26 protein-coding genes and 1 tRNA gene are annotated in these 25,337 nt (G+C 61.6%); 20 read left to right on the top strand and 7 right to left on the bottom strand.

From position 1 onward, the window contains the following. Window positions 1–38: 38 nt before the first annotated feature. Window positions 39–845, bottom strand: coding sequence for a DeoR/GlpR family DNA-binding transcription regulator (locus I6E58_RS04365; protein ID WP_197130787.1), 807 nt, complete (start codon window positions 843–845; stop codon window positions 39–41). A gap of 101 nt (window positions 846–946) precedes the next feature. On the opposite strand from I6E58_RS04365, the gene melA reads away from it, so the two are divergent. Beyond that, on the top strand, window positions 947–2,263 hold the full coding sequence (melA, locus tag I6E58_RS04370; RefSeq protein ID WP_197130791.1) for an alpha-galactosidase: 1,317 nt from the start codon (window positions 947–949) through the stop codon (window positions 2,261–2,263). Next, window positions 2,260–3,099 carry a class II fructose-bisphosphate aldolase gene (locus tag I6E58_RS04375; protein WP_197130793.1) on the top strand — a complete coding sequence of 280 codons (840 nt, stop codon included), beginning with the start codon at window positions 2,260–2,262 and terminating at the stop codon, window positions 3,097–3,099. Before melA ends, I6E58_RS04375 begins: the two co-directional genes overlap by 4 nt. A gap of 100 nt (window positions 3,100–3,199) precedes the next feature. On the opposite strand, the gene I6E58_RS04380 is transcribed toward I6E58_RS04375, so the two are convergent. After that, window positions 3,200–4,267, bottom strand: coding sequence for an amidohydrolase family protein (locus I6E58_RS04380; RefSeq protein WP_197130795.1), 1,068 nt, complete (start codon window positions 4,265–4,267; stop codon window positions 3,200–3,202). 142 nt (window positions 4,268–4,409) lie between these two features. Here I6E58_RS04380 and I6E58_RS04385 point away from each other — a divergent pair, with 142 nt between their 5' ends. From I6E58_RS04385 to I6E58_RS04420, 8 genes are all read left to right on the top strand, one after another. Beyond that, the gene (locus I6E58_RS04385; protein WP_197130797.1) at window positions 4,410–5,288 is read left to right on the top strand and encodes an SIS domain-containing protein; all 879 of its coding nucleotides are present in this window, start codon (window positions 4,410–4,412) and stop codon (window positions 5,286–5,288) included. A gap of 106 nt (window positions 5,289–5,394) precedes the next feature. Beyond that, complete coding sequence (locus tag I6E58_RS04390; protein ID WP_307841974.1) at window positions 5,395–6,657, top strand: ABC transporter substrate-binding protein; 1,263 nt, start codon at window positions 5,395–5,397, stop codon at window positions 6,655–6,657. Between the two features lie 22 nt (window positions 6,658–6,679). After that, the gene (locus I6E58_RS04395) at window positions 6,680–7,621 is read left to right on the top strand and encodes a carbohydrate ABC transporter permease (RefSeq protein WP_197130800.1); all 942 of its coding nucleotides are present in this window, start codon (window positions 6,680–6,682) and stop codon (window positions 7,619–7,621) included. Next, window positions 7,621–8,517, top strand: a complete 897-nt coding sequence (locus I6E58_RS04400; protein WP_197130802.1) for a carbohydrate ABC transporter permease — start codon at window positions 7,621–7,623, stop codon at window positions 8,515–8,517. Before I6E58_RS04395 ends, I6E58_RS04400 begins: the two co-directional genes overlap by 1 nt. Next, window positions 8,514–9,416, top strand: coding sequence for a carbohydrate kinase family protein (locus I6E58_RS04405; RefSeq protein ID WP_197130804.1), 903 nt, complete (start codon window positions 8,514–8,516; stop codon window positions 9,414–9,416). The genes I6E58_RS04400 and I6E58_RS04405 overlap by 4 nt, the downstream gene beginning before the upstream one ends. Beyond that, window positions 9,413–10,324 (top strand): PfkB family carbohydrate kinase, encoded by a 912-nt coding sequence (locus I6E58_RS04410; RefSeq protein WP_197130806.1) that lies wholly within the window; start codon window positions 9,413–9,415, stop codon window positions 10,322–10,324. The genes I6E58_RS04405 and I6E58_RS04410 overlap by 4 nt, the downstream gene beginning before the upstream one ends. A gap of 118 nt (window positions 10,325–10,442) precedes the next feature. Then, the gene (locus I6E58_RS04415; protein WP_197130809.1) at window positions 10,443–11,318 is read left to right on the top strand and encodes a bifunctional methylenetetrahydrofolate dehydrogenase/methenyltetrahydrofolate cyclohydrolase; all 876 of its coding nucleotides are present in this window, start codon (window positions 10,443–10,445) and stop codon (window positions 11,316–11,318) included. A gap of 2 nt (window positions 11,319–11,320) precedes the next feature. Next, on the top strand, window positions 11,321–11,476 hold the full coding sequence (locus I6E58_RS04420; RefSeq protein WP_168187195.1) for a hypothetical protein: 156 nt from the start codon (window positions 11,321–11,323) through the stop codon (window positions 11,474–11,476). A gap of 9 nt (window positions 11,477–11,485) precedes the next feature. Here the strand turns inward: I6E58_RS04420 and I6E58_RS04425 are convergent, their stop codons facing one another. Next, complete coding sequence (locus I6E58_RS04425) at window positions 11,486–12,502, bottom strand: galactokinase family protein (RefSeq protein WP_197130813.1); 1,017 nt, start codon at window positions 12,500–12,502, stop codon at window positions 11,486–11,488. Window positions 12,503–12,546: 44 nt separating this feature from the next. On the opposite strand from I6E58_RS04425, the gene I6E58_RS04430 reads away from it, so the two are divergent. The 9 genes from I6E58_RS04430 (at window position 12,547) to I6E58_RS04470 (ending at window position 21,779) form a co-directional block, all read left to right on the top strand. Further along, window positions 12,547–13,467: an aldose 1-epimerase family protein gene (locus tag I6E58_RS04430; RefSeq protein WP_197130816.1), complete on the top strand. Its 921-nt coding sequence runs from the start codon at window positions 12,547–12,549 to the stop codon at window positions 13,465–13,467. A gap of 10 nt (window positions 13,468–13,477) precedes the next feature. Then, window positions 13,478–14,536, top strand: coding sequence for a VIT1/CCC1 family protein (locus I6E58_RS04435; RefSeq protein WP_197130818.1), 1,059 nt, complete (start codon window positions 13,478–13,480; stop codon window positions 14,534–14,536). Between the two features lie 128 nt (window positions 14,537–14,664). Beyond that, the gene (locus I6E58_RS04440; RefSeq protein WP_197130820.1) at window positions 14,665–14,952 is read left to right on the top strand and encodes a hypothetical protein; all 288 of its coding nucleotides are present in this window, start codon (window positions 14,665–14,667) and stop codon (window positions 14,950–14,952) included. A 116-nt stretch (window positions 14,953–15,068) separates the two neighbouring features. Next, window positions 15,069–17,279 carry a hypothetical protein gene (locus I6E58_RS04445; protein ID WP_197130822.1) on the top strand — a complete coding sequence of 737 codons (2,211 nt, stop codon included), beginning with the start codon at window positions 15,069–15,071 and terminating at the stop codon, window positions 17,277–17,279. After that, window positions 17,279–17,935 (top strand): hypothetical protein, encoded by a 657-nt coding sequence (locus I6E58_RS04450; protein ID WP_197130823.1) that lies wholly within the window; start codon window positions 17,279–17,281, stop codon window positions 17,933–17,935. Before I6E58_RS04445 ends, I6E58_RS04450 begins: the two co-directional genes overlap by 1 nt. A 54-nt stretch (window positions 17,936–17,989) precedes the next feature. Continuing rightward, window positions 17,990–18,646, top strand: a complete 657-nt coding sequence (locus tag I6E58_RS04455; protein WP_197130824.1) for a hypothetical protein — start codon at window positions 17,990–17,992, stop codon at window positions 18,644–18,646. A 49-nt stretch (window positions 18,647–18,695) separates the two neighbouring features. After that, on the top strand, window positions 18,696–19,352 hold the full coding sequence (locus I6E58_RS04460) for a hypothetical protein (protein WP_197130825.1): 657 nt from the start codon (window positions 18,696–18,698) through the stop codon (window positions 19,350–19,352). Between the two features lie 123 nt (window positions 19,353–19,475). Further along, window positions 19,476–20,054, top strand: coding sequence for a cysteine hydrolase family protein (locus tag I6E58_RS04465; protein ID WP_197130826.1), 579 nt, complete (start codon window positions 19,476–19,478; stop codon window positions 20,052–20,054). Window positions 20,055–20,216: 162 nt separating this feature from the next. Next, a complete protein-coding gene (locus I6E58_RS04470) occupies window positions 20,217–21,779 on the top strand; it encodes a stealth family protein (protein WP_197130828.1) in 1,563 nt (520 codons plus the stop codon). Between the two features lie 15 nt (window positions 21,780–21,794). Here I6E58_RS04470 and I6E58_RS04475 read toward each other — a convergent pair whose 3' ends face one another. Beyond that, window positions 21,795–22,712, bottom strand: coding sequence for a phosphodiesterase (locus tag I6E58_RS04475; protein WP_197130830.1), 918 nt, complete (start codon window positions 22,710–22,712; stop codon window positions 21,795–21,797). Window positions 22,713–22,903: 191 nt separating this feature from the next. On the opposite strand from I6E58_RS04475, the gene I6E58_RS04480 reads away from it, so the two are divergent. Beyond that, window positions 22,904–23,758: a nuclease-related domain-containing protein gene (locus I6E58_RS04480; protein WP_197130833.1), complete on the top strand. Its 855-nt coding sequence runs from the start codon at window positions 22,904–22,906 to the stop codon at window positions 23,756–23,758. 21 nt (window positions 23,759–23,779) lie between these two features. Here the strand turns inward: I6E58_RS04480 and I6E58_RS04485 are convergent, their stop codons facing one another. From I6E58_RS04485 to I6E58_RS04495, 3 genes are all read right to left on the bottom strand, one after another. Then, window positions 23,780–24,634 carry an NAD(P)-dependent oxidoreductase gene (locus I6E58_RS04485; protein WP_197130836.1) on the bottom strand — a complete coding sequence of 285 codons (855 nt, stop codon included), beginning with the start codon at window positions 24,632–24,634 and terminating at the stop codon, window positions 23,780–23,782. Window positions 24,635–24,685: 51 nt separating this feature from the next. Then, window positions 24,686–25,162 (bottom strand): hypothetical protein, encoded by a 477-nt coding sequence (locus tag I6E58_RS04490; protein ID WP_197130839.1) that lies wholly within the window; start codon window positions 25,160–25,162, stop codon window positions 24,686–24,688. Between the two features lie 77 nt (window positions 25,163–25,239). Continuing rightward, window positions 25,240–25,312: transfer RNA gene (locus tag I6E58_RS04495), tRNA-Lys, on the bottom strand. Window positions 25,313–25,337 lie beyond the last annotated feature (25 nt).

A 25,337-nucleotide genomic window follows, 5' to 3' on the forward strand; every position in this document is an offset into this window, starting at 1 on the left:
CTCGTCACCGTGTAATTGCGGTTGCGGGGTCTTTGCCGTTAAACGATGTGTACTTCGACACCGGCGGCCCGCATGCGGGCCAATTCCTCGGGGTCGGCCGTGGCATCAGTGATGAGGGTGTGCACGCTTGAGATCTCGGTAACCCGCGCGAGGGCGAGGCGACCGATCTTTGATCCGTCGGCCACCACCACGGTGCGCTGGGCATGAGTCACCATGGCGTTATTCGTGCGCGCTTCGGTCTCGTCGTGTGTAGTGACGCCTCCCTCTACCGAGATGCCGTCGCTGCCCAAAATGGCAGTGCCGACGTTGATGGCATTGAAAGTATTCTCGGCTAGTACCCCGACGAGTTCGAGGGATTGGGGGCGTAGCAGCCCGCCGGTCATCACAACTTTGAGCTGGGGATACGACGTGACGAGCCCAGCGATGGTGAGCGAGTTGGTGACGATCGTGAGCTCGGGGTGGGTAGAGAGCGCTCGTGCGACGTAGGCGGTCGTCGAACCGCCGCTGAGCGCGACCGCATGCCTCCCCGAGGGAACCAAAGTCGCCATGCGAGCGGCAATCGCTTTCTTGGCATCCTGCGATTGGGAATCACGAAAAGTGACCGGCAGCTCGTGCCGGGCCTCGATGACGGTGGCACCGCCATGAGTGCGCACCAAAAGCTGTTGGTATTCGAGCTCTGCAAGGTCGCGCCGCACAGTGGCCGGTGAGATCGAGAGTGTCTCTGCGAACTCACTCAGCGCTACTGACCCACGCTCTGAGAGAAGATCGAGGATAGCGATCATGCGCGTCGAGCGTTTAGTGGAGGCGGCGTGACGCTTCGTGTTGTCGATGACCATGCCACCCATTATCCATCCTTTGGTCGAATTCGCTCACCCATAGTGATCGTTTTGCGGCTATTGCGCTCATTATCTTGCGCGATTCACTCAGTGTACGTAAAGATCGATCCATGACCCACATTGTCTTTATCGGTGCGGGAAGCGTCGTATTCTCCCGCCAGCTCATTGCGGACCTCTTGCGCTTCGACGACCTTCCTCAGCTCACGCTCGTGCTGCACGATATCGACGCCGAGCGCCTGCGCGTTGCGGCGGAAACGGCCATGAGACTCTCGACGCAACTCGACCGTGCGGTCACCGTGGTTTCTACCCTCGATCGGCGCGAGGCGCTCGCCGGGGCAGACTTCGTGATCAATATGGTGCAGGTCGGTGGCATCGAATCGACCCGCACCGATCTCGAAATTCCGGCTAAGCACGGACTTCGTCAAACGATCGGTGACACCACCGGTGTCGGCGGTGTGTTCCGCGCCCTGCGAACCTTTCCGCTGCTCTCCGCCATCGCTGCGGACATGCTCGAACTCTGCCCGGATGCGTGGTTCCTTAACTACACAAACCCGATGGCGATGAACGTCTGGTGGCTGAGCGTCGTTGCCCCCGACCTCAAGGTTGCCGGAATCTGCCACAGCGTCTACTGGACAGTAAGCGACTTGTGCGACCTCATCGGCGTGAAACTTGACGACACTCGCTACCGGGCTGCTGGGGTAAACCACCAAGCGTGGCTCTACGAGTGGTCCCTCGATGGTGAAGACCTGTACCCGCGCCTGCGCGCCGCGATTGAGGCTGACCCAGAACTGCTTAATCGAGTGCGCGTGGAGATGTTCCGGCGCATCGGTTATTACCCCACGGAAACGAGCGAGCACTCCTCCGAGTACCTCTCGTGGTTCTTGCGCTCCGATGAACAAATTGCCCGGTTCCGGCTCCAGCCGCTTGAGTACCTCGGCATCAGCGAAGAGAACGTCGCTGACTTTGCACGAGCTCAAGATGCGCTCGCCGCGGGTGAAGAACTGGAACTCGAAGAGGGGGCCGCTGAATACGCACCCCAAATCATCCATTCGATCCTGACCGGCACCGAACGAATCGTGCACGTCAATGTGGTCAACCGTGGATTGATCTCCAACCTCCCCGAGGGTGCGATCGTCGAGGTGCCGGCAACGGTTGATCGCTCAGGGATTACACCGCACGTTGTCGGAGCGATTCCGACCCAGGGGGCAGCGCTCAACCGCAGCTACCTCTCGGTCGCCGAGCTCACCATTGAAGCGGCTCTCACGGGAAATTCTGATCGGGTCCGCCAAGCGCTGCTCGCCGACCCGAACGCGATTTCGACGCTCACCCCAGAGCAGATCTGGGCCCTCTGTGACGAGATGACCGAAGCGCACGCGGCCGTTCTGCCGGTGTCGCTCGGCGGGCAGACGGAGCTGATCCTGCCATGACTCTGTCTTCTGCCGGCGAACTCGTCGCGGCCGCCGTCGAGGGTAACCTCGCCGTGCCGGCGTTCAACGTCATCACCCTAGAACAGGCCGAGGCCATCGTTGCGGGCGCTGAGAATGCGGGCATTGGCGTACTGCTCCAGATCAGCGAGAATGCGGTGCACTATCACCGGCAGATGGAGCCGTTGCTCGCCGCCTGCCGCGAGATTGCCGAAGCGTCGCTAGTGCCGGTCGGCATTCATCTCGACCATTTCGAGAGCGCTGAACTCATCGAACATGCGCTCGAGGTTGGTTCTGGCTTGGGGGTGCGTTCTCTCATGGTAGATGCCTCGAAACTTGAGTATTCAGCGAACGTCGCGTTCACGGCATCCGTCGCGGATCACGCCCATGCGTTGGGCTGGTGGGTCGAGGCAGAGCTCGGTGAGATCGGCGGCAAGGATGGCGCCCACGCGCCGGGCGTGCGCACTGACGCCCTCGAGGCGCGGCAGTTCGTTGCCGCGACCAACGTCGACGGTCTCGCGGTCGCAGTGGGCAGTTCCCACGCTATGACGGAGCGTACGGCAGCGCTCGACATCGACCTCATCCGCACGATCGCCGAGTTGCTTCCGGTGCCTCTGGTGCTTCACGGGTCATCGGGGGTGGCGGATGACGAGCTGCGGCGAGCAGTCGAGGCGGGCATCCGCAAGGTCAATATCGGCACGGTGCTCAACCTCACGGCTACTGCCGCGTTGCGCGCGGAGCTTGCTCGAATGCCGGATGCTGTCGATCCCCGAAAATTTACCGCGCTGGGCAGCACGCAAGTGACTGACCTCGTTGCGCACTTGTGCTCTGTCGTCTGAAACTGACCAGCACGAAACGAGACTGGGCGGCAGGGATCGTGCCCGAGCGCGAGCCCCTGCCACCCGCTCTGGCGTTACCGGCCGAGCTACGCAGGCTAGCTCAGAGGCCGAGCACGCGGCGTGCGTTGTCGCGGTACACCGCCTGAAGGATGTCCCTGTCGAGCGCGAGCGCCGACACTGTCCATCGCCCTTGGGGTGGCACCGGATCGCCTGGCGCGTACGCGAAGGCCTCGTCCGCTGTCTCAAGAAAGCGGAAGTGCAACCGATACTGCTCGACTGTGATCGGGTAAATGTCGGTGCCGAACAAGACGCGATCGGGGTGGCGGGCGAGCAATGCGGCGAAGCGCCGCGGCTGTCTCCCGAGTTCTGCCATGCGTCCGCCAATATCGATCGTGTAGTTCGAACACGCATCCAGCAGGCGTTCCACGCGATCGAGATCTTCGGCGGCACAGCCGGCGTGAGCGCCGATGAAGGTCGTGCTGGGGCAGCCGCTCACTAGCGCGGCATGAGCGTCAAGCAACCGATCGAAGGTCGGGTGCACAGCGGTATCTCCGAACCACCACTCTTCGGCTTCGAGCAATTCGTCGAGTCGCTCGTTGTGGGCGTCGAGTGGCTCGAAGAAGGCTCGGGGGTCCGCGGTGTGAATGAGCACCGGCAGTCCCAGCTCGCCGGCAAGCGCAACAACGTCGATCACTCGAGGGTCGTCGGGCAGGATGAGGCTCCCATCAGCGTCACGAATGGTGAGCCCCAGGTCTTTCCAGATCTTGAGCCCACGAGCGCCACGTCGCGCACTGTCGTCGAGGGAAGCGCGTAATTGATCGACTCCGTCGGGCTCTGCGAGCAGAGCCCATTCGAGTTGGCAGAAGGTGAGAAAGCGGCCCGGGTAGGCGTTGTCATACCGCTCCACGTTGGCGCTAACCTCATCGCCCCAGAGCCCGTCGAGGTTCACGATGGTCTGCACATTGCTGCTGTCCATGAGAGAGACCAGAGCGGCGACATCCGGGATCATCCACTCGCCATTACTCAGCCAACGACCCAGATGGTTGTGCACGTCGATGGCGGGCACGGCTGCTTGATCGACCGCGCTGACGGGGGCTGATAGCTGAGATTGAGGGTGCCACGCCGCTAGGGGAAGGTGGCGAAGTTCATCGCGAATCGGGTCAGACATGGGTGCTCCTCTGAAAAGCAATCAATGAAAGTGATCATGTTGGGCAGTTTTCTTGTCAAACGATCACTTTGAGGCCACTATTGCACCACACCTTGCGACCTAGGGGAATCCCACAGCAAGTAAAAGCAAACGGAGAAATCGAATGTCGATCACTGCGACCGAAATCACTACCCAGCCGTCGATGTGGCGCACGGCTCTCGAACAGGTCGAGATCGCCCGCGAATTATTGGCCGCGCCCGGAGAGCGAGTGCTCGTCATCGGTTGTGGCACTTCAGCCTTCGTCGCTGAATCATTCGCATGGTTGCGCGAGAGCGCGGCGCTGGGCGAAACCGACGCCAACTACGCCTCCGAACTACGGGTCTGGCGGGACTACGACCGTGTCATCGCCATCACGCGCTCGGGAACGACCAGCGAAGTCATCGACGCTCTGGGCACAGTGCCCGAGGGCGTGCGCACAGTTGTGATCACGGGCGTAGCCGACTCACCAGCAGCGCTGCTCGCCAACGACGTACTCTTGCTCGACTACGCGGACGAAGAATCGGTCGTGCAGACACGATTCCCGACTACGTTCTTGTTTCTGGCGCGTGCTGCGTTCGGTCTCAGCGTTGACGGGTTGAGCGACCAACTTGATGCAGCGCTCGCCGAACCGCTGCCCGTCAACGCTGGTGACTTCGACCACTTCGTCTATCTCGGCACCGACTGGAGCTACGGACTCGCGCAAGAAGCAGCGCTCAAAATTCGCGAAGCGGCCCAGGCGTGGTCGGAGTCGTACCCTCTTCTCGACTACCGTCACGGTCCGTTGGCCGTCGCCCACGAAGGTTCGCTCGTCTGGATGTTTGGCGCGGCCGACGAGGCGCTTGCTGAGCAGATTCGCGCGACGGGGGCAACTGTTCTCCTCGGCTCCCACGACCCTCTCGTCGAACTCGTGCAGGCGCAGCGCCTGGCCGTAGAGCTGGCCGAAGCGCGTGATCTCAACCCCGATAAGCCGAGGCACCTCACCCGCTCGATCATTCTGAGCTAAATAGCCTCACCACCGCAGACCCCCAGCCCCACCCGCACAATTGATCCAGGAGTTAACAATGAGAAAACCCTCTTCTTCAGCATCGCGGCGCTTAGCAAGTATTGCCGTGACTGCAACTGCCGCTCTGGTGCTTGCGGGGTGTAGCGCGAGTCAAGGCGCTACAACCCTCGACCCCGAAGCGGATGTCACGCTCACGTGGTGGACGGGGCAGACGGATGACGCGCAAAAGACTTTGGAAGCCCTCGCCGCTGAATTTGAAGAGGACCACCCCAACGTGACGATCGATGTGTCGCCGGGCTCGTCCTCAACTGAGGAGCTGCTGCAGAAGCTCTCCGCCGGTTTTGCTGGAAATAGTTACCCCGATATTTCCTATTCCTTCGGTGCCTGGGCGAGTCAGCTCGAAAGCTCCGGCCGCACGCTCGACATTACGGAACAAGTAGCGGATCCTGCTGTCAAGTGGGAGGAGTTCTCCGAATCAGCGCGTCAAACGACGCAACCGACTGGGGACAAAACGATCGGGTTCCCGGCGATCGTCGATAACCTCTCTCTCATCTATAACAAGACCGTCTTCGATGCCGCTGGCGTCGCCTACCCGACGGACGATTGGTCGTGGGAGGACTTCCGCGATGCTGCTGCGAAGCTTACGGATGCTGCGACTGACACCTACGGCTACGCCTATTCGGTGTCTGGTTCAGAAGAAACCACGTGGCAGTTCTGGCCACACCTGTGGCAGGAGGGTGGAGAGATCCTTGGTGATGACGGTCTGGCCGCTTTCGATTCCGACGCGGGAGTTCGTGCTCTCACGCTCTTGCGCGACATGGCGATCGACGACAAGAGCATCTACCTTGACCAAACCGATACTAAGTTCGCGCAGCTCTTTGCGAGCGACCGCATCGGAATGATGACCTCTGGTCCGTGGCAGTTGTACGACCTCACGGTCGCAGGCACCGACTACGGGGTAGTGCAGCTTCCAGGAACAGACGGCGATCACCAGACCGTGTCCGGCCCAGATATCTGGGCTTTGTTTGACCACGACGACAAGAATCGGGAGTACTGGACCTTCGAGTTCACGAACTGGCTCACGTCAGCGGAACAGGACGAACGGTGGAATGTCGCTCTGGGCAACCTCCCTATCCGATCCTCGGAGATCGACTCTGCGGCATTCGCCGAACAGGTTGAGGCTTACCCCGGGCTCGACGTTATGGCCGCGAACAACGACAACGCTCTCCAAGCCCGCCCCACAGTTGAGGGCTACGTAGGCCTGTCGGAATCAATCGGCAACGCCATTTCCGAAGTCCTTCAGGGCAAGGGCGAGCCGAAGACTGCTCTCGAAGAAGCAGCGGCCGACGCCAACGATTCACTCCAGTAGCCAGTCGGAATAGAAGGAAATCATGACAACGAGACCGTTGCTGAAGCCGCCCCTCCGATCCCCAGGTGTGCAGCGCGCGCAGCGGTCTCGTCGTCGTTTTCGTGACGACCTGAGCGGTTGGCTTTTCGTCGCACCAGCGTCAATTCTGGTGCTGGGACTATCGTTCTTTCCCGCCGTCTGGTCGTTTATCCTGTCGCTCCAGGAATGGAATGGCTTCAGCGAACCTGAGTTCGTTGGTCTCGACAACTACTCCGCGCTCGTTACGGACGAGGATTTCGCCGCAGCGGTGATGCACACCGGTATCTACACGGCACTCTTTGTGCCGATGTCGGTGCTGGCAGGCCTCTTTCTCGCAGTGGCGCTCAACCGCAAGATCCGCTTCATCGGGTTGTACCGCACAGCTATCTTCGTACCCTTCGTCGCCTCAGCAGCGGCGACCGGAATTCTCTCGACCTACCTGTTCAACCCTCAGTTCGGGTTGGTCAACAATGTGTTGCGTGTTCTCGGACTTCCCGCTCAGGGATGGCTCGAAGACCAGACGCAAGCCATGTTCGTGATTGCGCTGATGTCGTTGTGGGGGCAAGCGGCCTTCACCACGGTGATCTATCTCGCCGCGTTGCAAGACGTGTCGCCCGAGCTTCTCGAAGCCTCTCGGCTCGACGGAGCGACCCCGTGGCAGTCGTTCTGGAATGTCGTGTGGCCCTCGCTTCGCCCGGTGACCATTTTCGTGACCATCTGGCAAACCATTGGAGCTATCCAGCTCTTTGACCTCGTCTACACGACGACGCGAGGCGGGCCGCTCGACTCCACCAAAACGATCGTTTATTACCTCTGGGAGCAAGCATTCCGCCGGCTCGAATTCGGCTACGGCTCAGCGGTGGCGTACGCCCTCTTCGCTCTCACCCTCGTTATCACCATCGGTGTCGTGTTGTATTCGCGTCGCCGAGGACAGGACGCATTCTGATGACCGCCCTTGATTCGCGCCCCACCGTCGATGAAGCTGTTCAGACCACGGTTGCCCCGGTTGCTCGCGCTCGAACTCCACGTCGGCGCCGAATGAGCGGATGGCACTTCGTGCTCGCTCCTATTGCCCTGCTCTTTCTCTTGCCATTCGTGCAGATGTTTATGGCATCAGTCTCTCCCGCCAAAGAACTCGTGAGTTATCCGCCGCCCTTCATCCCCTCTCGAATCGATTTCACCGGGTTCATCTTGCTCTTTCAGAACACCGACATCATGCTCTGGCTCCTCAACAGCACGATCGTGTCGGTGACCGGGATCGCCTCCCACCTCGTGTTCTGTTCGTTGGCAGGCTACGGCTTTGCCCGGCTGACCTTTCGGGGTAGAAATTTCGGCATATTCGCGATTCTGGGCACCATCATGATCCCGACCCAACTGCTCATGATCCCGACCTACGTGCTGTTCTCACGCTTGGGTCTCGTCGATGGTCTCGGAGCTGCAATCGTGCCCTGGCTCGCGACCGCCTTCGGAGTGTTTTTGATGCGACAGTTCTTCATGTCGCTTCCTCGTGAGCTTGAAGAAGCAGGTCGAATTGATGGAGCCTCTCGCTGGCAGATTTTCTTTCGCATCATTCTTCCTCTGGCTAAGCCAGCGCTCGCGACGCTGGCGATTTTCACACTGCTGGGATCCTGGAATGACTTGGTCTGGCCCCTCATCGCAATCAACAACGACAACGCGTTTACCCTGCAGTTGGGTATCGCCAATTTCCAGGGAACGCGACGCACGCAGTGGAGTCTTCTCATGGCAGCAAATGTGGTCGCCACGATGCCCCTCATCCTGTTCTTCCTGTTTGCTCAAAAACAGTTCATTCAAACCATGACCATGACAGGACTACGCGGATGACCGCTCAATACCCGGTGCTCGTTGTCGGCGACGCGAATGTCGATCTTGTCGTGCGCGGCGATGTTGTTCCCCGATTCGGGCAGGTCGAGCAGCTTCTGGAGCAAGCGAGCCTCGTGCTCGGCGGCAGCGCGTGCATCATGGCGTCTGGGCTCGCCCAGCTGGGGGTTCCCACGTCTGTTGTCGCAGTGATCGGTGACGATGAATTCGGCCGAGTGATGCGCGATTCCTTGGTCGCCGCCGGGGTGGATGTCTCTGCGTTGCACGTTGACCCACAGGTTCCGACCGGCATCTCGGTAATCCTTTCGACAGCGGATGATCGTGCAATTCTCACTCTGCCGGGAACGGTGCCACTGCTCACGAGCGCTCACGTGCTCGCGGCCGTGGAGTCTTCTCAGGCCCGCTGGGTGCACTTTGCTTCGCCCTTCCTGATGCCGGAGTTCACTGCGGGGCTCCCGGCGTTGTTGGTGGAGCTCAAAGCGCAGGGGATTCGCACCAGCCTCGATACCAATTGGGACCCGGCCGACGAGTGGGCAGGTCTGGGCGACGTGCTTCCGCTGATCGATGTGTTGCTGCCCAATCGCGCTGAACTTGATGCCATCACTGCGGCGGTGGGGGAGATCGAATGCCGCGTCGTGGTGAAGGATGGCGCAGCGGGCGGATGGTCGAGGTCGCCGGACGGCACGACGGTGCGCGCTCCGGGCATCCGCCTCGATGTTGTAGACACCACAGGCGCCGGTGACAGCTTCGACGCTGGCTACATTGCTGCAGCCGCCCATGGAGTAGCCGACGAGCAAACCCGCGTTCGCTGGGCGGCGGTGGCAGGCTCGCTCTCGACGCGCGCCTCCGGCGGCACCGGCGCGCAGGCAACGCTCGCTCAACTGCGGGAGCACCTGGCGTGATCACGGTTCTACTGCTGAGCCCTTCCCTCGACGTCACGTACCTAGTGGATGAGGTGGCCGTCGGAGAGATTCACCGGCCTCATACCGTGCTGCGTTCCCCCGGGGGCAAAGGTCTGAACCTCGCGCGGGCTGCTCACCGCCTGGGGGTGAGTGCATCAGTAGTGATGCCGTCCGGCGGTCACATCGGTGCGCTTGTTTCTGAACTTGCCGCCGCCGAGGGGGTGGCCGTGACCACCGTTCCCGTCTGGCAGCAGACCCGCAGCTGCGTGACTGCCATCGACGGGTTGGGGCTCACAGAGTTTTACGAACCGGCGCCTGACCTCAGCGCCACCGAACAGTCACAACTGTGTGCCGCGCTCGCCGCCGAGCCGGCTGGAGGGTGGACGGCGCTCTCGGGCAGCATCCCCGCCACGGTTGACCCACAACTCCTTCTCGACGCTCTCGCTGCGCGGGTGGCTCAGGGCGATTCCATCGCGATCGACACGCACGGCCCCGTGCTGGGGCGTGTTGCCTCAGAGCTTAAGCCGGCGCTCGTCAAAGTCAACCGGCACGAAGCCGCTGAACTGCTCGGCGCTGACGCCAGCGCTGCGAGTCTCGCCGCGCAACTTCGCACGATCACGGGCGGCACCGTTATCGTGACCGACGGCGTGGCCGGCTCAGTGGGAATCGATAGCACGGGCACGTGGAGTGCGCGACTGGATGCCCCCGCCGGGCGTTACCCGGTCGGTAGCGGCGACAGCTACCTCGCAGGCATACTCGCCACTCTCTCTCAAGGTGGTTCGCTGGCTGCCGCCCTTGCCATCGCGTCGGGGGCAGCATCCGCTAATGCCGCCGTTGCGGGTGCCGCCACCTTTGATCCGGCTCTGGCAGCGGATTTGGCTAGACGCGTCATAATCAACTCCGTCTGACGCTTCGCCGGGGGTGCTCCGAGGCGGTGAAAACGATGGCCGGCCGTTTAGCGTTTAATGGAGATGGCAGTTGTGTAGGTGGCCGCTCAGAGCAGGGGCCCGATTCGAACGGAAAACGATGACCGCAGTAAAGCTTGATGGTGTCGCCACGGCCACCGCCGTAAAGAACGAACTGCGCGTACGCGTGGATGCCCTCAAGGCTCGCGGCATCACTCCGGGCCTCGGCACCCTTCTCGTGGGCGACGACCCCGGAAGTCGTTCCTACGTTGCCGGCAAGCACCGCGACTGCGCCGAGGTGGGCATCGAATCTATTCGCGTCGACTTGCCGGCCACGGCATCCGCTGATGAAGTTCGGGATGCCATTGTGGCGTTGAACGAGAACCCTGCCGTCACCGGCTACATCATTCAGTTGCCGCTGCCCGCCGGTCTCGATGAGAACGCGATGCTCGAACTCATGGACCCCGCCAAGGACGCGGATGGCCTGCACCCCACTAACCTCGGTCGTCTCGTGCTCGGCGTCGGCACGAAGCTCGACTCGCCGCTGCCCTGCACCCCGGCCGGAATCGTCGAAATGTTGGAACGCTACGACGTTCCGATCGCGGGCAAGCACGTTGTTGTTGTCGGTCGTGGCCTCACGGTCGGTCGCCCGATCGGTTTGCTCCTCACCCGCAAGGGGCTGGATGCCACGGTCACCCTCACGCATTCCCGCACGACCCAGCTGGAGACCCACGTTCGCCAGGCGGACATCGTGGTTGCCGCCGTGGGTTCTGCCGCGCTGATTCGCCCCGAGTGGATCAAGCCGGGCGCCGCCGTGCTCGACGTGGGAATCACTCGCGTGATCGACGAAGCAACCGGAAAGGGCCGTCTCGTCGGAGACGTTGATCCGGCTGTTGCTGAGATCGCCGGCTTCCTGTCACCGATGCCCGGTGGCGTTGGCCCCATGACCCGCGCGATGCTCGTGAAGAACGTCGTCGACGCGGCTGAGCGGCTGTAACGGTGTCGTCGAAGCGTTCGGCGCAGCCGCAGGGCGGTCCCGTTAAACGCGCCCCGCGTAAGCGTCGTTTTCCGTGGGCTCGACTCTGGGTCTGGGCAGGCACCGTGGTGGCGTTCGGCTTCGCCATCGCGCTAGTGCTGAAAATCGTCAGCGAGTAACACGGCCGCTTAGCGGTCGCGCAGTGCTCCCATCGAGGGCGAGACGGCCGTAACGGTGGGCTGGCCCCAAGCGTGCTCAGCGAAGGCTCCATCGAGAGCTACCCGCACCCGGGATGCCGTGTCGGTATCGACGAGAGCGACGGCGACTCCGCTGAACGGGCGGCCGAGCATCCGCGCCCCTAAAGCGCCGGCGGCCAGAGCGGTTTCGACGGCAAGGTCAACCTCGGTGGTGGAGATGCCGTAGTCGTCGCGCAGGCTCGCATGCGAAGCATCGAGCAGGGCGCCGAGCAAGCGAGGGGTTTCATCGCGAATGGCGAGAGCCGCGTCGCGCACCCGTTGGTTTTCGGTAACGGAGTGCAGCGTGCGGCGCACTTCGTCATCCGCTGCGGCGGTATCGAACGCGTCGGCGGTGGGAGCGTCGGTATCAATGACGAGAAGCTCGAGACCGGCCGTCTGCCAGTCGAGGGGGAGCGGCTCGGGGCGTTCCTCGCCCTCAAGGCGCACGAGGGCGTGATCATCGAGGGCGAAGACACTCGCTGCAACATCGGCGTGTTCAGCCAGGTGAGCCGCGTGCTCGCCGAGGTTCCACAGGTCGCTGAGCGCGAGGGCCAAGGCTGCCTCGAGCGCGGCCGAGGAGCCGAGACCCGCGCCCACCGGCACGGTGGTATCGATGAACACGTCAACGCCGGTGAGCGACGCTGCGGTGTCGGATGTCGCCAATACTTCGTGCACAATAGCGAGCGCGATACGACTCCAACCCTGCACCTCAGTGTCGGCAAGCTCGTCGAGTTCGATCGAGACGAGCTCATCGACGAGGGCGCTCGCGATGCGTACGGTGCGGTCGGAGCGAAGGGAAGCGGCCAGCACCGTGCGACGGTTGATGGCTAGGGAGAGTTCGGCATCCGTCTCAGGGCTATCGGCGGCACCGAGCAAAGTGAGCCGGCCGGGAGCCGACCAGACGCCGCTGGCGGGGTGCCCGAACACGGCCTCAAAGTCGTGAAGAACGTCATCGCGAATATCTGACATGGCTGCTTCCTTCGTTGTTGCGTCTGCGCCGGTAGGCTGATGCGGTGAACGCGCCTACCGGAACCCAGTACATCATCACTCGAGCCACCGAGCAGGGTGAAGCGCGAGCGACCATCACCGAACTTGCCGCCTCATTGCGTGAGTTCAGCATTGGTGGGGTTGAACTCGTGGAATCCTACGCCGAATCGGCGATGCCACCCTTTGCGGATGGAATCGTGTTGGTGCCGTGGCCGAACCGCATCGAAGACGGTACCTGGATGCTTGACGGTGAGCCGCAGACTCTCGACATCACCGAGCGCGACCGCAACAACGCGATTCACGGGCTGCTGCGCAATGCCGGCTACTCGCTGATCGAACGCACCGAAGGTTCGGTCACCCTCGGCGCGACGATCTTCCCGCAACACGGCTACCCCTTTCACGTACACACCACGGTGCGTTACGAACTCGTCGAGGACGGCCTGCGCGTCAGCCACACCGCCACCAACCTGTCGGATGCCGCCGCCCCGTATGCGCTCGGAACCCACCCCTTCTTCAAGATCGGTGACACTCCCATCGCGGAGCTGACCCTCACGATGACCGCCGCCACTCGCTTCGAGTCGAACGAGCGCCTCATCCCGACCGGTGAAGTCGCTGTTGCCGGCACTGAGTTCGACCTCAGCGCGGGGCGCCCGGTCGGCGAACTCGATTTCGACACTGCATTCGGTGGCGTCGAGGTCGTCGAGGGTGTTGCCGCGCGCCTCACCGCGCCCGATGGCCGTGAGGTACGGGTGACGGTCGACGAGAACTTCGACTTCGTGCAGCTCTTCACGCCGCGCAACTTTCCGACGCTCACCGGCATCGGCCAGGTTGTCGCGATCGAGCCGATGACGGCAGCCCCCAACGCCTTCAACACGGGGCGCGGACTGCTCTGGCTTGAGCCCGGCGTCGAGTTCGCTGCAACGTGGGGCGTCGAGTTCTCGGCCTAAGGAGCCTGTCGTGAGTTCAACACCCCGAGCCCGCGATGTGCGGCGGTGGCGACGTTATCTCGCCGCCGAACGCGCTGAAGCGGCCGTGTACCGGGATCTCGCCTCCCGTCGCGCGGGTGAAGAACGCGAGATTTTGCTGGCGCTTGCTGCTGCCGAAAAGCGCCACGAAGACCACTGGCTGACGCTGCTGGGGGAGCAGGCCGGTCGCCCGCTGCCCACTGACCCCCGAACCCGGATGCTCGGCTTCTTGGCTCGTCGCTTCGGCTCTGTCTTTGTGCTCGCCCTTGCCCAGCGCGCCGAGTCACGGTCGCCGTATCTGGATGACGACGACGCGACCGACACGATGGCCGCCGATGAAGCCGTGCACGAGGAAGTCGTGCGCGCTCTGGCCACCCGCGGGCGCCAACGCCTCTCGGGAACTTTCCGCGCTGCAGTGTTCGGAGCTAACGATGGGCTCGTCTCGAACCTCGCCCTCGTACTGGGCATGAGTGCTGCCGGGCTGCCGAACGCCGTCGTGCTGCTCGCCGGCGTCGCCGGGCTTCTCGCTGGAGCGCTCTCGATGGCCGCGGGTGAATACGTGTCAGTGCGTTCCCAACTGGAGCTTGAGGCGGCGGCGGCCCACGGCCCGGTCGCGGTGGATTCCGTCACGCACCTCGACGTCGACGAAAACGAACTGGCGCTGGTCTACCGCGCTCGCGGCATGAGCACCCACGAAGCCGAGTTGCACGCCGCTGAAGTACTCGCGGGGCGCACGACGGAAGCCGCGACCGCAACACCAGAGCACAACCCGATCGGTTCGGCTCTGGGAGCTGCGGCATCCAGCTTCTGCTTCTTCGCGTCGGGCGCGGTAATTCCCGTGCTGCCCTACTTGTTCGGTGCAGAAGGGCTTGCCGCCGTGGTGATCGCGTCGCTGCTGGTCGGAATCGCTCTGCTCGTCACCGGCTCCATCGTCGGCCTACTCTCCGGTGCTTCGCCGCTCAAGCGGGCACTGCGTCAACTTGCGATTGGCTACGGCGCCGCTACCGCAACGTACCTCCTTGGGCTCCTCTTCGGTGTGAACTTGAGCTAATATTTGATTATCTCTCCGCTCTCAAGCACGTTGAGCTGGGTGCCACCTGCCGGATCCGAGCGTTTGGCTCTGGCACCGTCGTGGTCTCTGCGGCTGGGTCCTCAAGAGCTGGTCGACCTGAAAGGTAAGTGAGCGCCACGATGGCCGATGATTTGCACATAGACACCGCCGCGGTCTCCGATATTGCTGTACGGCTTAGCCACGTCGCCGACGCGGTGCCCGACAACCTCTCTATCGACGCGAGTGACTCGTGTAGCGCCGCGATCGTTGCTGCCATTGAAGATGTCAACATGTGGGCCCGCGTGGCTGCGCACGGTTTTGAGGGCAGGATTCGTGCTGCCGGGGTGAGCGCCAGTATGGCGGCTGCCGCTTTCGAGCAGGCGGATGCTGACCTTGCGTCGGCGGCGAAGGGGTAGCCGTGCCGCAGTGGGAGTGGTTAAACCCGGAACAGGGCAGCGCTAGCGGGTTAGCCGCTGGGGTATCCGCCCTTCGTCTTTCCGAAGCAAAATTCGCAGAAATTCGTCAGGCAACGATGGGATTCGTCTCTTCGATTAGTGATTCAGTGTGGAGCGGCGATTCAGGCGAAGCGTGGCGAAGTACCGCTCGTATCTCCGCCAATTCTTCGCTGGAGGTCGAGCGGGTCACGGGCGACATCGCGGCGGCCATGAGCACTTACGTTGATGACTTTGAACGAATTAAAGCGCAGACTCGAGATGCACAAGAAGTGCTTGTTCACGCCCAGAACGTGGTGTGGTCGCTGCCGGAAGAATCCTTCCTGAACATCCCCGGCCGAGTCGAAGAGGCGTGGGAGCGAGCGCGCGCGGTTGAAGCCAGTGCTGAAGCGGCCTACAACATCATGGTTCTTGCTCGGCAACGACAGGACGCTGAAGACGCCCTGATTTCTGCACTAGCGAGTGCGATCCCGACGTCGTGGCCGCTGATCCGCGCGCAATTTACGCGAGTGGGAATTGCTGGGGTTGATGATCTTGAACCAGACGAGATCGCTGAGGCCATGCGAGGCCTGGCCGAAGAGTATCTCTCATCAGGTTCGTCGGACGATCAACGTGAGGCTTTTGCTGAGCTGATGGCAGCGTACGGCTCTAATGAGCAGGTCATGTCATCGTTCTTTCAGAAGCTCGGCGGCGCTCAAACGGTAAATCTCATCGATCGACTCGGTCAAGATTTTTGGATGGAGACGAAGGCGAACCCCGAAACACCACCGCAAAGTCTGCCGTCGATTCTGTTAGCGCAGGCACTCCGCAACGGGCTATCGCTGGGTTCCGAATCGTGGTCAGCAGAGACCGCCACTGAATTTGCGAGCACTATTTTGCAAGAAAATGTCACGAGTGCAGACGGCGGTCCAGCCTGGACGAATGTCAATGGCGCGATCGCCTTCTTATTTTCTGATTCGGCAGAGGCGCCGATGGGCTCTCAGCTTTCGCTGGCTGTTGCAAACGAAATCGATGTCATGGAACGCGAAAATGGGTTCTTCCTCAGCGATTCAGAATCACCCCTTCAAGCAGGGGTTTTGCAGATGATGATCGCTGAGGACTTGCGCTCCGAAGGTTTCAAGGATCTAAGCGCGGATGAAGCTCTTTCCACCTCCATGCTTGACGCTGCGGATCGCGTCTTTGAGACGCTGGGATTGTATCCGGAGCAGGCTTTCGATTTTCTTGCCGACCCCGGTCAGGGCGGCTCCCGCATCGGGTACTGGTTTGGCGAGCGAGATTGGGCATCCCCGACAGGCTTCGACGGGGTCGCCGCATTGTGGTTTGGGGCGGCCCAGGTAGAAGGCGGCCCGAATGCGAACTTCGACTACGACGGCGCAGAGGGCGGCATAGGGCAACAGGAAGCTTCGATGACCGCCCAGATCATCAGAGAGTTAGCGGCTAACCCTGTCTTTGGGGTTGAGAAACTCACAGACGAAGCAGCAGTAGATCTCGCGGGAGCCCTTTCTCTGCACCTCGACGGTTTCGCTGCAGCAGAAGCCGAGGGGGCGTTTGTGCCTCGTGTTGCTGATCTGCAATACATGACGTGGGAGACTTCCGACGGTGAGTATCGCTCGGGGCCCAATGTTGATCTAAATCAGCTAGGCGAGGTCTTGGGGCAAGTGGCCGGTAATCCGAGCGGCGCTGTCGTGCTTCGCAGTGCGGCTCTGCAATTGTCAGAAGGCTATTTCGACGCGTTGGGCCCAAACAGCTCGGTGGACGACATTCAGAGCGCAATGGTTCGATCGAACGTCGTGAGCGGTCTGATCGACGGCGGCGGAGCGGGGGCGCTCATGGGAGCGGCTGAGCGCAGTGACCTAGAGCTTCAGGCCGAGATCTCCAGCGCAGGGGATGCCGCCGGTCTGGTGCTCGGCCTACTCCCGATCCCCGGCGGTAGTTTGGTGGAAGCCGGAGCCGGTGCGATCACCGACGCGATCGTGGGAGAAGCCCTTGATCGCGTGTTTTCAGATCACTCCACAGCTGCAGCTTTAGATAAAAACGCCGATCTGCTCCGCGGCGAAGCGCTGAGCCACGCCGAATTCGCGAACGCAGTCGCACTCCACGACATTCTCGGCACGGACAGGGTGGGTGGCTATCCGCGCTTCAGTGGCCTGGCAGGAGAAGAGCAAGGCTGGCTCGCCGGATTTTACCAATCGGGCGGTGTGGCAGAGGAGTTCAGAACTGACGGCTGGCTTGTTCGATACGAGCAGGCGTATGCGGCAGCTCAGGGTGATGCAAACGAAGGAATTTACTAGTGAAGATCTGTGCCCCCGTAGTCGTTGTGTTGGCGCTTGCCGCAACGCTCTCCAGTTGTGTTGCGGAGCCGGAGGTAGAGCGGGTGTGGCCGACGGTGTTCGAGACTCCGGACATCGTGTATTCGGTCGAGCCGGTGTCGGATTTGGGTGACAACGAGTGGGTGCAGGCTGCTCAAGCTTCGGCCCTTGGTGTTGACCTAGCGGTAAGCCTCGGCGATTTCAGCATTGAACAGTTCACCATAACGCGTACGAGGGAAGCTGCCGAAGACCAGTACTTGTGGTGGCGAAGCGAGTACACGAGCACCAATGACGGATTGGCTCCGCCGCACTACAAGGGCCCCCAGGTGCTGATGCCGTTATCTGTCGAGATGACGGGCGAGAACACGGCAACGGTGCGATTCTGTAACGCTACGACTGAAGACGAAATCTACACCCCCGAGATTCTCGCGGATGGCCGGGAGGTTTCCGTTCGTTTGGCGCAAGTAGATTCGCGGATCCTTGAGGTCGTTACAGTCCCCTCGGCGATCCGGTGCGATGCGACTGGGGCGGGTGTGGGCGTTTACGATCCGCAGTTCGCGCCGTTGGAGCCGATGGACGCTGCTGATGTCTCGCCGCCGTATGAGGATCTGTGGTACACCCCCAGCCCTCAGGAGTAGTGCGGTGTCCGTGCGTTGCGCCACTCTAACTGATGAAAACGAAGGAATTTCCTAGTGAAGATCGGTATGCCCGTAGTCGTGGTGTTGGCGCTTGCCGCAACGCTCTCCAGTTGTGTTGCGGAGCCGGAGGTAGAGCGAGTGTGGCCGACGGTGTATGAGACTCCGGATGTTGTGTATTCGGTCGAGCCGGTATCGGATTTGGATGACAACGAATGGGTGAAAGCCGCCAGAACCTCTCTATTTGGTTTGGGCATGGCGGTGAATCTGGGAGATTTCAGCATCGAGCAGTTCACCTCGACTCGTGATCGCGAGAGGGCTGCGGAACAGTTCCAGACTTGGCGAAGCGAGTACACGAGCACGGTTGACGGTCAAGCGCCGCCGCAGTTAGAGGGCCCGCGGGTGCTGCTTCCACTGTCAGTTGAGATAACCGGCGAGCACACCGCAACCGTGCGATTCTGTAGCGCTACTGCAGAAGATGGAATCTATCCCCCCGAGGTCCTTGCGGATGGGCGGGAGGTTGCGGTTCTTTTGAAACGGGAGGGTTCGGAGATCATCGAGGTTGGAGGCTACCCCTCGACAATGCGATGCGATGCGACTGGGGCGGGTGTGGGAGTTTACGATCCGCAGTTCCCGCCGTTGGAGCCGATGGAGGCCGCTGATGTCTCGCCGCCGTCTGAGGATCTCTGGTACACCCCCAGCCCTAAGGAGTAGTGCCGTTGCAGAGCGTTGGGCCAACTGATGCAAACGAAGGAACTTAGTAGTGAAGATCTGTGCCCCCGTGGTTGTCGTGTTGGCGCTTTCAGCAACGCTCTCCAGCTGTGTTGCGGAGCCGGAAGTAGAGGGGGTGTGGCCGACGGTGTTCGAGACTCCGGACGTTGTGTACTCGGTCGAGCCCATCTCGGATTTGGGCGGTGATGAGTGGGTGCAGGCTGCTCGAGCCTCGTCGTTGGGGTATGACCTAGCCATAAATCTCGGTGATTTCAGTATCGAACAATTCACCGCGACGCGCGAAAGGGAAAGGGCAGAAAGTCAGTACTTGTGGTGGCGAAGCGAGTACACGAGCACTGATGACGGTCTGGCTCCGCCGCACTACAAGGGACCTCGGGTGCTGTTGCCGTTATCTGTCGAGATGACGGGCGAGAACACTGCAACCGTGCGATTCTGCGACGCAACGAAAGAGAACGGAATCTATTCCCTTGAAGACATTGCGGATGGACGGGAGTTTGAGGTTCGGCTGGTGCAAGTAGATTCGCGGATTCTTGAGGTCCTTACGGTCCCCTCGGCGATCCGTTGCGATGCGACTGGGGCGGGTGTGGGCGTTTACGATCCGCAGTTCCCGCCGTTGGAGCCTATGGAAGCTGCCGATGCGCCGCCGCCGTATGAGGATCTCTGGCACACCCCAAAACTCCCGAATTAGCGGAATCGCCTTCGTCATGCTCGCTTAGCCATTTCGTCTACTGGGGTCGCTTGCCAGGTAGTGCGCAACGTACCTTCTCGGGCTACTATTCGGGGTAAGTCTCGGCTAAACCCGGAGGTCGCAATGGCTGCAGCACTCATCGTTGTCGATGTACAGCAAGGTTTTGATAATGCTGCCTACTGGGGGCCTCGCAATAATCCTGACTGCGAATCGAACATCGGGGTGCTCATCGGGCACTGGCGTCGCAAAGGCTGGCCCATTGTCTATGTGCGCCACGACTCTCAGGACGAGACCTCGCCGCTGCATCCGAGCGCTGCAGGCAACGCGTTCAAAGAGATGCTGGCCGGCACTCCTGATCTGCTTGTCACCAAGAGTGTGAACTCGAGTTTTCATGGCACCCCCGACCTCGACGAGTGGCTGAAAGCATCCGCTATCGAGTCGATTGTGATCTGCGGGATCACCACCAACCACTGCTGCGAAACAACCGCACGCGTGGGTGGCAACCTCGGCTATGACGTGACGTTCGTGATCGATGCGACCCACACCTTCGACAGGGATGGCCCCTTCGGCGAAGAAGTGGAGGCCGACGAGCTCTTCCGCATCACCGGAGTGAACGTACACGATGAGTTCGGTGCCGTTGCGTTGACCCACGACATAGTCGGCCCTGGGTCGAGCGCTGGCTACGGCGGAGTGGTGATTTAGCTCTCTGAGGCGGGGCCATGATCGGCTAACGCGGGGGAGTGTCACTGTGGGTCGGCGGCAACACCACGGTTGTCCGTAGTACCGGCTATTCTCAAAGAAGCTAACGGCACACCGATTTTCGGTCGCTGGGCACCTCAGCCAAGCTTTAACGACGGGGCCCCCATGATTGATCATGTTTCTTCTCCCGCGGTTGTGAACCGTGACGACGTTGTTCTGCACGATGGACTGCTCGCACTGAGCAATGACACCCTGACGCCGCGCGAAGCGGTGCGTGATGACCTGTTGTTTCTGCGCGGAGTCCTTGACGATGCGGAGATTTCTTTCCTGCTCGTGCGTGGAGACGGTGAAACTCCGGTTCTGGCGGTCGATTGGAAAGACCGCAAGGCGCTGAAGATTGCTTTGGTCGCTGCGTGTCAGAATGAGCCGTTTTATGTGAAGCCAGCGCGCATTAAAGAGAGTGGCAAGCCTGTCGCCTCGGATGCTCGTGACAGCCCCGTGCTCGTGGCCGATGGCGTGCTGGTCTCGGCGATCAAGGCGAAAGCGATGATGCTGTTCCGCCCTCGCGTTGAACCCGCCGGAAGGCTCCGCTTCGATGCGCCCTTCGGTGTGCGTCTCGAACTGTGGGAACACGTGCGCGATGAAGTCGTTGCGCCCAACCCAAACGCTCTCATGCGTCGCTGGCTACCGCGCAGTGAAGCAATGAGTGACACCGTCGAGTTTTATGGCCAGTCGTGGCCGACGCTCAAAGGTATGTTCGACCCGTTGGCCAGCGACATCCGGTTCGACATCGACATCGTGTTCTCGTGGGTCGATGGCGCTGAGGTGGAATGGCAAAAGGCGCGGGCTGCCCGCATGGCGAACTTCGTTGTGGGCGAGGGCGATGACTCAGAGGCCCGTTTTAGGCAGTTGGATGAACTGAAGTACGCGCTGCGTTCAATCCACCTGTTCGCCCCCTGGATTCGCAACATCTACATTGCCACTGATTCACCTCGTCCGGCATGGTTGGCCGAGCACCCTCGGGTCACGTTGATGCGCAGTGAAGATTTCTTCGCGAACCACGACGATCTGCCGACCCACAACTCTCACGCGGTCGAAAGTCAGCTGCACAACATCCCCGGTCTCAGCGAACACTTCTTGTATTCCAACGACGACATGTTCTTCGGCCGTTCGGTAAGCCCCTCCGCTTTCTTCACTCCGGGCGGAATCTCGAAGTTCATTGAAGCCCGCACTCGTATTGGTCTGGGAGCGAGCAGCATTGAGCGGTCGGGCTTCGAGAATGCGGCCCGTGTAAACCGCCGGCTTTTGCAAGAAAAATTTGGTGCCACGATCACTCGTCACCTAGAGCACGCGGCAACCCCGTTGCGCATCTCGGTCATGAAAGAGCTCGAGCACACCTTCCCAGAAGACTTTGCCCGCACGAGCGCGAGCGCATTCCGTCAAGCAACTGACGTGTCGGTTACGAACTCGCTGTATCACTACTACGCGCTGCTCAGCGGCAAGGCGATGATTCAGGCGGATGCCAAGGTCAAGTACGTCGACACGACTTCGCTCGAAGGTTTGCGCAAGATGCGCTCGCTGTTGCGCAAGCGCTCGAGTGACTTCTTCTGCCTCAACGATGGCAGCTTCCCCGAGATCTCGGCCGAAGATCGCGCGTCGGCCGTGCGCTCGTTCCTGGACGAGTACTACCCGGTTGCTGCCCCGTGGGAGTTGCCCGAAGCAGAGTAGCGCTACGCGCGTGCCCTATACCGCGACGGTGGCGGGCACGACGTGCGGGTTGATGGGCGGCGCGATGGTGATTCCTTCGCGCTCCAAAATCCCGGCGGTTTCCTCCGGCGTGACGTACGACAGGCTGCCATAGTCGCCCAGTGGCACGACCGAATGAAGCACTGTTTCGTCATAGACGTGCACGAGGTTGAATGACTGGGCGCCATCCCTACCGCGCGTACCGCCGACGGGCACGTTGAGGTCTTGCGTGTAGCAAGTCGCTGATGCCACTGAGACGGGGATGCCCGCGAACGTTGCAGTGGTCGAGTAGTGCAAGTGCCCGGCAATGATGCTGCGGATGTCGCTGCCGCGAATCACTGCGGCGAGTTCCTTCTGCGAGCGGAGTTCGACGGTGACGGCAAGATCGAGAACCGTGGGCACCGGAGGGTGGTGCATGGCGAGAATGGTGCCGTGGGGTGCCGGGGTGGCGAGTTCGTTCTGCAACCACAGCAGCTGGGCATCCGAAATATCGCCATGGTGGGCGCCGGGAACGGTCGAGTCGAGCGCAATGATGCGCAATCCATTCACGTTCACCACGCGGTCGATGGGCGCTGTGGTGGCGGGCTCGTCAAGCAGGGCGGTCGTAAAGGTGCTGCGGTCGTCGTGGTTGCCCATGACCCACACCACTTGGGCGCCGAGGCGGTGGGCGACCGGCTCAACGATCTCACGGAGCGCGCGGTAGGCGGCAGCTTCTCCCTTGTCAGCGAGGTCGCCTGTGATCACGATTGCTTCGGGGCGTGACCCGGATGCTTCGAGCTCGGCAAACAATTGCCGCAATTTGGTTTCACTGTCGAGACTGTCATACAGGCGCCGACCATCAGCCAGAAGGTGCACGTCGCTGAGATGTAACACGTAGTGGTCGGGTCGAGGGTACTGCGACACGTAGCCGGTCATGGGCGTAGTCCAGCACTCGAACATGGATGCGCGGTGAACATCGTGCGGCAAGTTGCGCACCGTCCCCCGGTTTCTGCCGATCGGGGTCAGATGGTGTGACCCGGTTTGGGGGCGTTATCAGCGCGGTCGAGAGCAACAAGCGAGATAGCCTCGTTTTGAAGGTGCTCAGGGGGAGTGCTCGTGGGGGAAGAATGACTGACGAACTACGCGCTGCCCGACCCGTTTCTCGGCCGGCAGCGCCAACTGATCTCACCGATCGGCCCGCGGCTTACTCGGTCATAGCGGAGCTGTTTCGGGTTCAGGAAACGATGGCGCAGCGTTCGCTGTTTCGTCGCATTTTCGGCTTCAGGCCGGTTCATCCGGATGCCCAAAGCTGGTTTTCAGGGGCGATCGGAGAGCGTGCCGTGGGAAAACTGCTCGCGCAGCTGGGCCCAGAGTGGACTGTTCTCCACGCCGTCCCCGTGGGATCAGGCGACAGCGATATCGACCACGTGGTGATCGGGCCGCCCGGTGTGTTCACCATCAATACCAAGCGCCATCGCGGAAAGAAGATCTGGGTCGTCGAACGCATACTCATGGTGGCGGGCCAGAAAACGGACCACCTCCGCAACTCCCGCCACGAAGCGAAGCGCGCGGCCGCACTGTTGGCGAAGGCCGCTGGCGTCGCCGTGGACGTGCATCCGATTGTGGCAATCGTCGAACCGGCATCCTTCACTTTCAAGCAGAGACCCGCGGACGTCAGCATCATGGATGCGCGCGCTCTCCCTCGGTGGCTGAAGCGTCGCAGGGCCGTGCTGGCCCCGGTCGAACTCTCGCGAATTATCGACGCTGCTTCTGAGGCTCGAACCTGGCACCCGACTGCGGAACTTTCGATCGATCCAACCGCTATTGATCGCTTCATTGAGCTCGAGCGCGAAGACAATCACGCACGCATCGTGAGAGTGGTGTGGGCAAGCGCTGCCGTCATCGCGGTCGCTCTCGTGGCCTATAACTTCGTGTTGCCTGCCATCTCTGCGGCAATGATCGCGGGTGTGGGCGCCCTGTAGCGACAGGGCTGTCAGGCTGAGCTAGTCCCGCCAGCTGTGCTGCGGCACCCAGCCGAGCAACCGCTCGGCTTTGGCGATCGACGTGAGCGACGTGTTGACTCCGAGCTCGCCGCGAACTTCCACGCCGGGGAACACCTCGGCGAGCAACTCCGCATTGGGGCGGGTCATGACGGTGTCGGCGGCAAAGATGTTGAAGACGTCATAGCCGGGGCGGGAGGTTTCCAGAGCCAGACGGATGGCGTCGGCGCCGTCGCGAGCATCGATGTAACCCCAGAGGTTCCACGACCGCTGTCGGGCATCCGCATCGAAGCTCGGAAACTGGGCGTAATCGGCGGGGGCCATCACATTCGAGAAGCGCAGCGCGGTGATGCTGAGGGTGGGGTCCCAGCGCACAAACTTCTGCGCCATCTCTTCTTCAAGGTGCTTCACCATCGAGTAGGTCGACTCGGGGCGTGTCTCGTACTCCTCGTCGAGCGGGATGTACGGAGGGGGAGTCTCGAACGGCAGCCCGAGCACGGTCTCGCTCGAGGCGTACGCGATGGTGGTGATGCCCAACCGCTTGCAGGCCTGAAAGACGTTGAAGGTCGCGTTCATGTTGTTGTGGAAGGTGGCCACATCAGACCAGAGGCCGGGGGCAGGAATCGCGCCGAGGTGGGCGACTGCATCCAGACCCTCATGCCGGTCGTTGACACCAGCGAGAGCATCCACTACTTGGCCATAATCGGTGAGATCGACGTATGTGAACTGGCTGCGGTCGGGGCCAGCCATATCGAGCACGATGACGGTGTGGCCGGCAGCACGCAGGCCGGCGACGGTCGCGCGCCCGAGCTTGCCATTTCCGCCCGTGACAGCGATGCGGAGGGGAGTGGATGACATGGTGGGCTCCTTGTACAGCGGTGCGAATGAATGTGAAGTGTAGACGGCAGGTTAGGCGCGGGCAGGAAACTCGGCGAGCTCCTGCTCCCAGGCCGCGACGGCGTGCCGCAGGTCGCGCGGAGAGATCGTGAGATCCACGAAAAACTCCCGCTCGCTCGTCACGCTCGGAGGTTGCGACTCGAGCCAGAGAAACACACGGAGAACGACGGCAGCCGGATCGAAGCTCACGACGCCGAATCCGAGGTTCGGTTCGAGGTGGGTCTGAGTGGGCTGCAGCGCATCCATGCCGTCCGCCGCCAGCGGCTCGATGAGCCCACGAGCAGCGCGCATCAACCAGGTGCCGAGGCTGCGGGCCTCGTCCACGAGCAAGCAGGGCTCGAGAAAGTTCCACTCCTCGGAGCCGCAGCGCGCACGCCCGTCGATCAGAAGCCAGTTGGCGTCGTACGGATCGGTGTGCACATCCTCGAACTGGTAGGCCATGGGTTCGAAACTGAGATAGTCCGATCCCGCAGCGTCCCGTAACTCCATAGTCAGGAGCCTAATCGCGGGCGGCTGTGACAGCCGCAAAGAATCGCATCACGTGCTCGTGTGAGCGAAGAAAAATGTGGGCCCGCCGGGACTCGAACCCGGGACCCGCGGATTAAAAGTCCGATGCTCTACCAACTGAGCTACAGGCCCTACATGTTAAGCGTACCGTGATCTC

This window comes from Salinibacterium sp. SWN1162 (assembly GCF_015864675.1).
Classification (GTDB): domain Bacteria; phylum Actinomycetota; class Actinomycetes; order Actinomycetales; family Microbacteriaceae; genus Rhodoglobus.

Coding starts and splice junctions, on each gene's coding strand:
- I6E58_RS04365 (WP_197130787.1), bottom strand. CDS start 845: ATGGGTGGCATGGTCATCGACAACACGAAGCGTCACGCCGCCTCCACT.
- melA (WP_197130791.1), top strand. CDS start 947: ATGACCCACATTGTCTTTATCGGTGCGGGAAGCGTCGTATTCTCCCGC.
- I6E58_RS04375 (WP_197130793.1), top strand. CDS start 2,260: ATGACTCTGTCTTCTGCCGGCGAACTCGTCGCGGCCGCCGTCGAGGGT.
- I6E58_RS04380 (WP_197130795.1), bottom strand. CDS start 4,267: ATGTCTGACCCGATTCGCGATGAACTTCGCCACCTTCCCCTAGCGGCG.
- I6E58_RS04385 (WP_197130797.1), top strand. CDS start 4,410: ATGTCGATCACTGCGACCGAAATCACTACCCAGCCGTCGATGTGGCGC.
- I6E58_RS04395 (WP_197130800.1), top strand. CDS start 6,680: ATGACAACGAGACCGTTGCTGAAGCCGCCCCTCCGATCCCCAGGTGTG.
- I6E58_RS04400 (WP_197130802.1), top strand. CDS start 7,621: ATGACCGCCCTTGATTCGCGCCCCACCGTCGATGAAGCTGTTCAGACC.
- I6E58_RS04405 (WP_197130804.1), top strand. CDS start 8,514: ATGACCGCTCAATACCCGGTGCTCGTTGTCGGCGACGCGAATGTCGAT.
- I6E58_RS04415 (WP_197130809.1), top strand. CDS start 10,443: ATGACCGCAGTAAAGCTTGATGGTGTCGCCACGGCCACCGCCGTAAAG.
- I6E58_RS04425 (WP_197130813.1), bottom strand. CDS start 12,502: ATGTCAGATATTCGCGATGACGTTCTTCACGACTTTGAGGCCGTGTTC.
- I6E58_RS04445 (WP_197130822.1), top strand. CDS start 15,069: ATGGGATTCGTCTCTTCGATTAGTGATTCAGTGTGGAGCGGCGATTCA.
- I6E58_RS04465 (WP_197130826.1), top strand. CDS start 19,476: ATGGCTGCAGCACTCATCGTTGTCGATGTACAGCAAGGTTTTGATAAT.
- I6E58_RS04470 (WP_197130828.1), top strand. CDS start 20,217: ATGATTGATCATGTTTCTTCTCCCGCGGTTGTGAACCGTGACGACGTT.
- I6E58_RS04475 (WP_197130830.1), bottom strand. CDS start 22,712: ATGACCGGCTACGTGTCGCAGTACCCTCGACCCGACCACTACGTGTTA.
- I6E58_RS04480 (WP_197130833.1), top strand. CDS start 22,904: ATGACTGACGAACTACGCGCTGCCCGACCCGTTTCTCGGCCGGCAGCG.
- I6E58_RS04485 (WP_197130836.1), bottom strand. CDS start 24,634: ATGTCATCCACTCCCCTCCGCATCGCTGTCACGGGCGGAAATGGCAAG.
- I6E58_RS04490 (WP_197130839.1), bottom strand. CDS start 25,162: ATGGAGTTACGGGACGCTGCGGGATCGGACTATCTCAGTTTCGAACCC.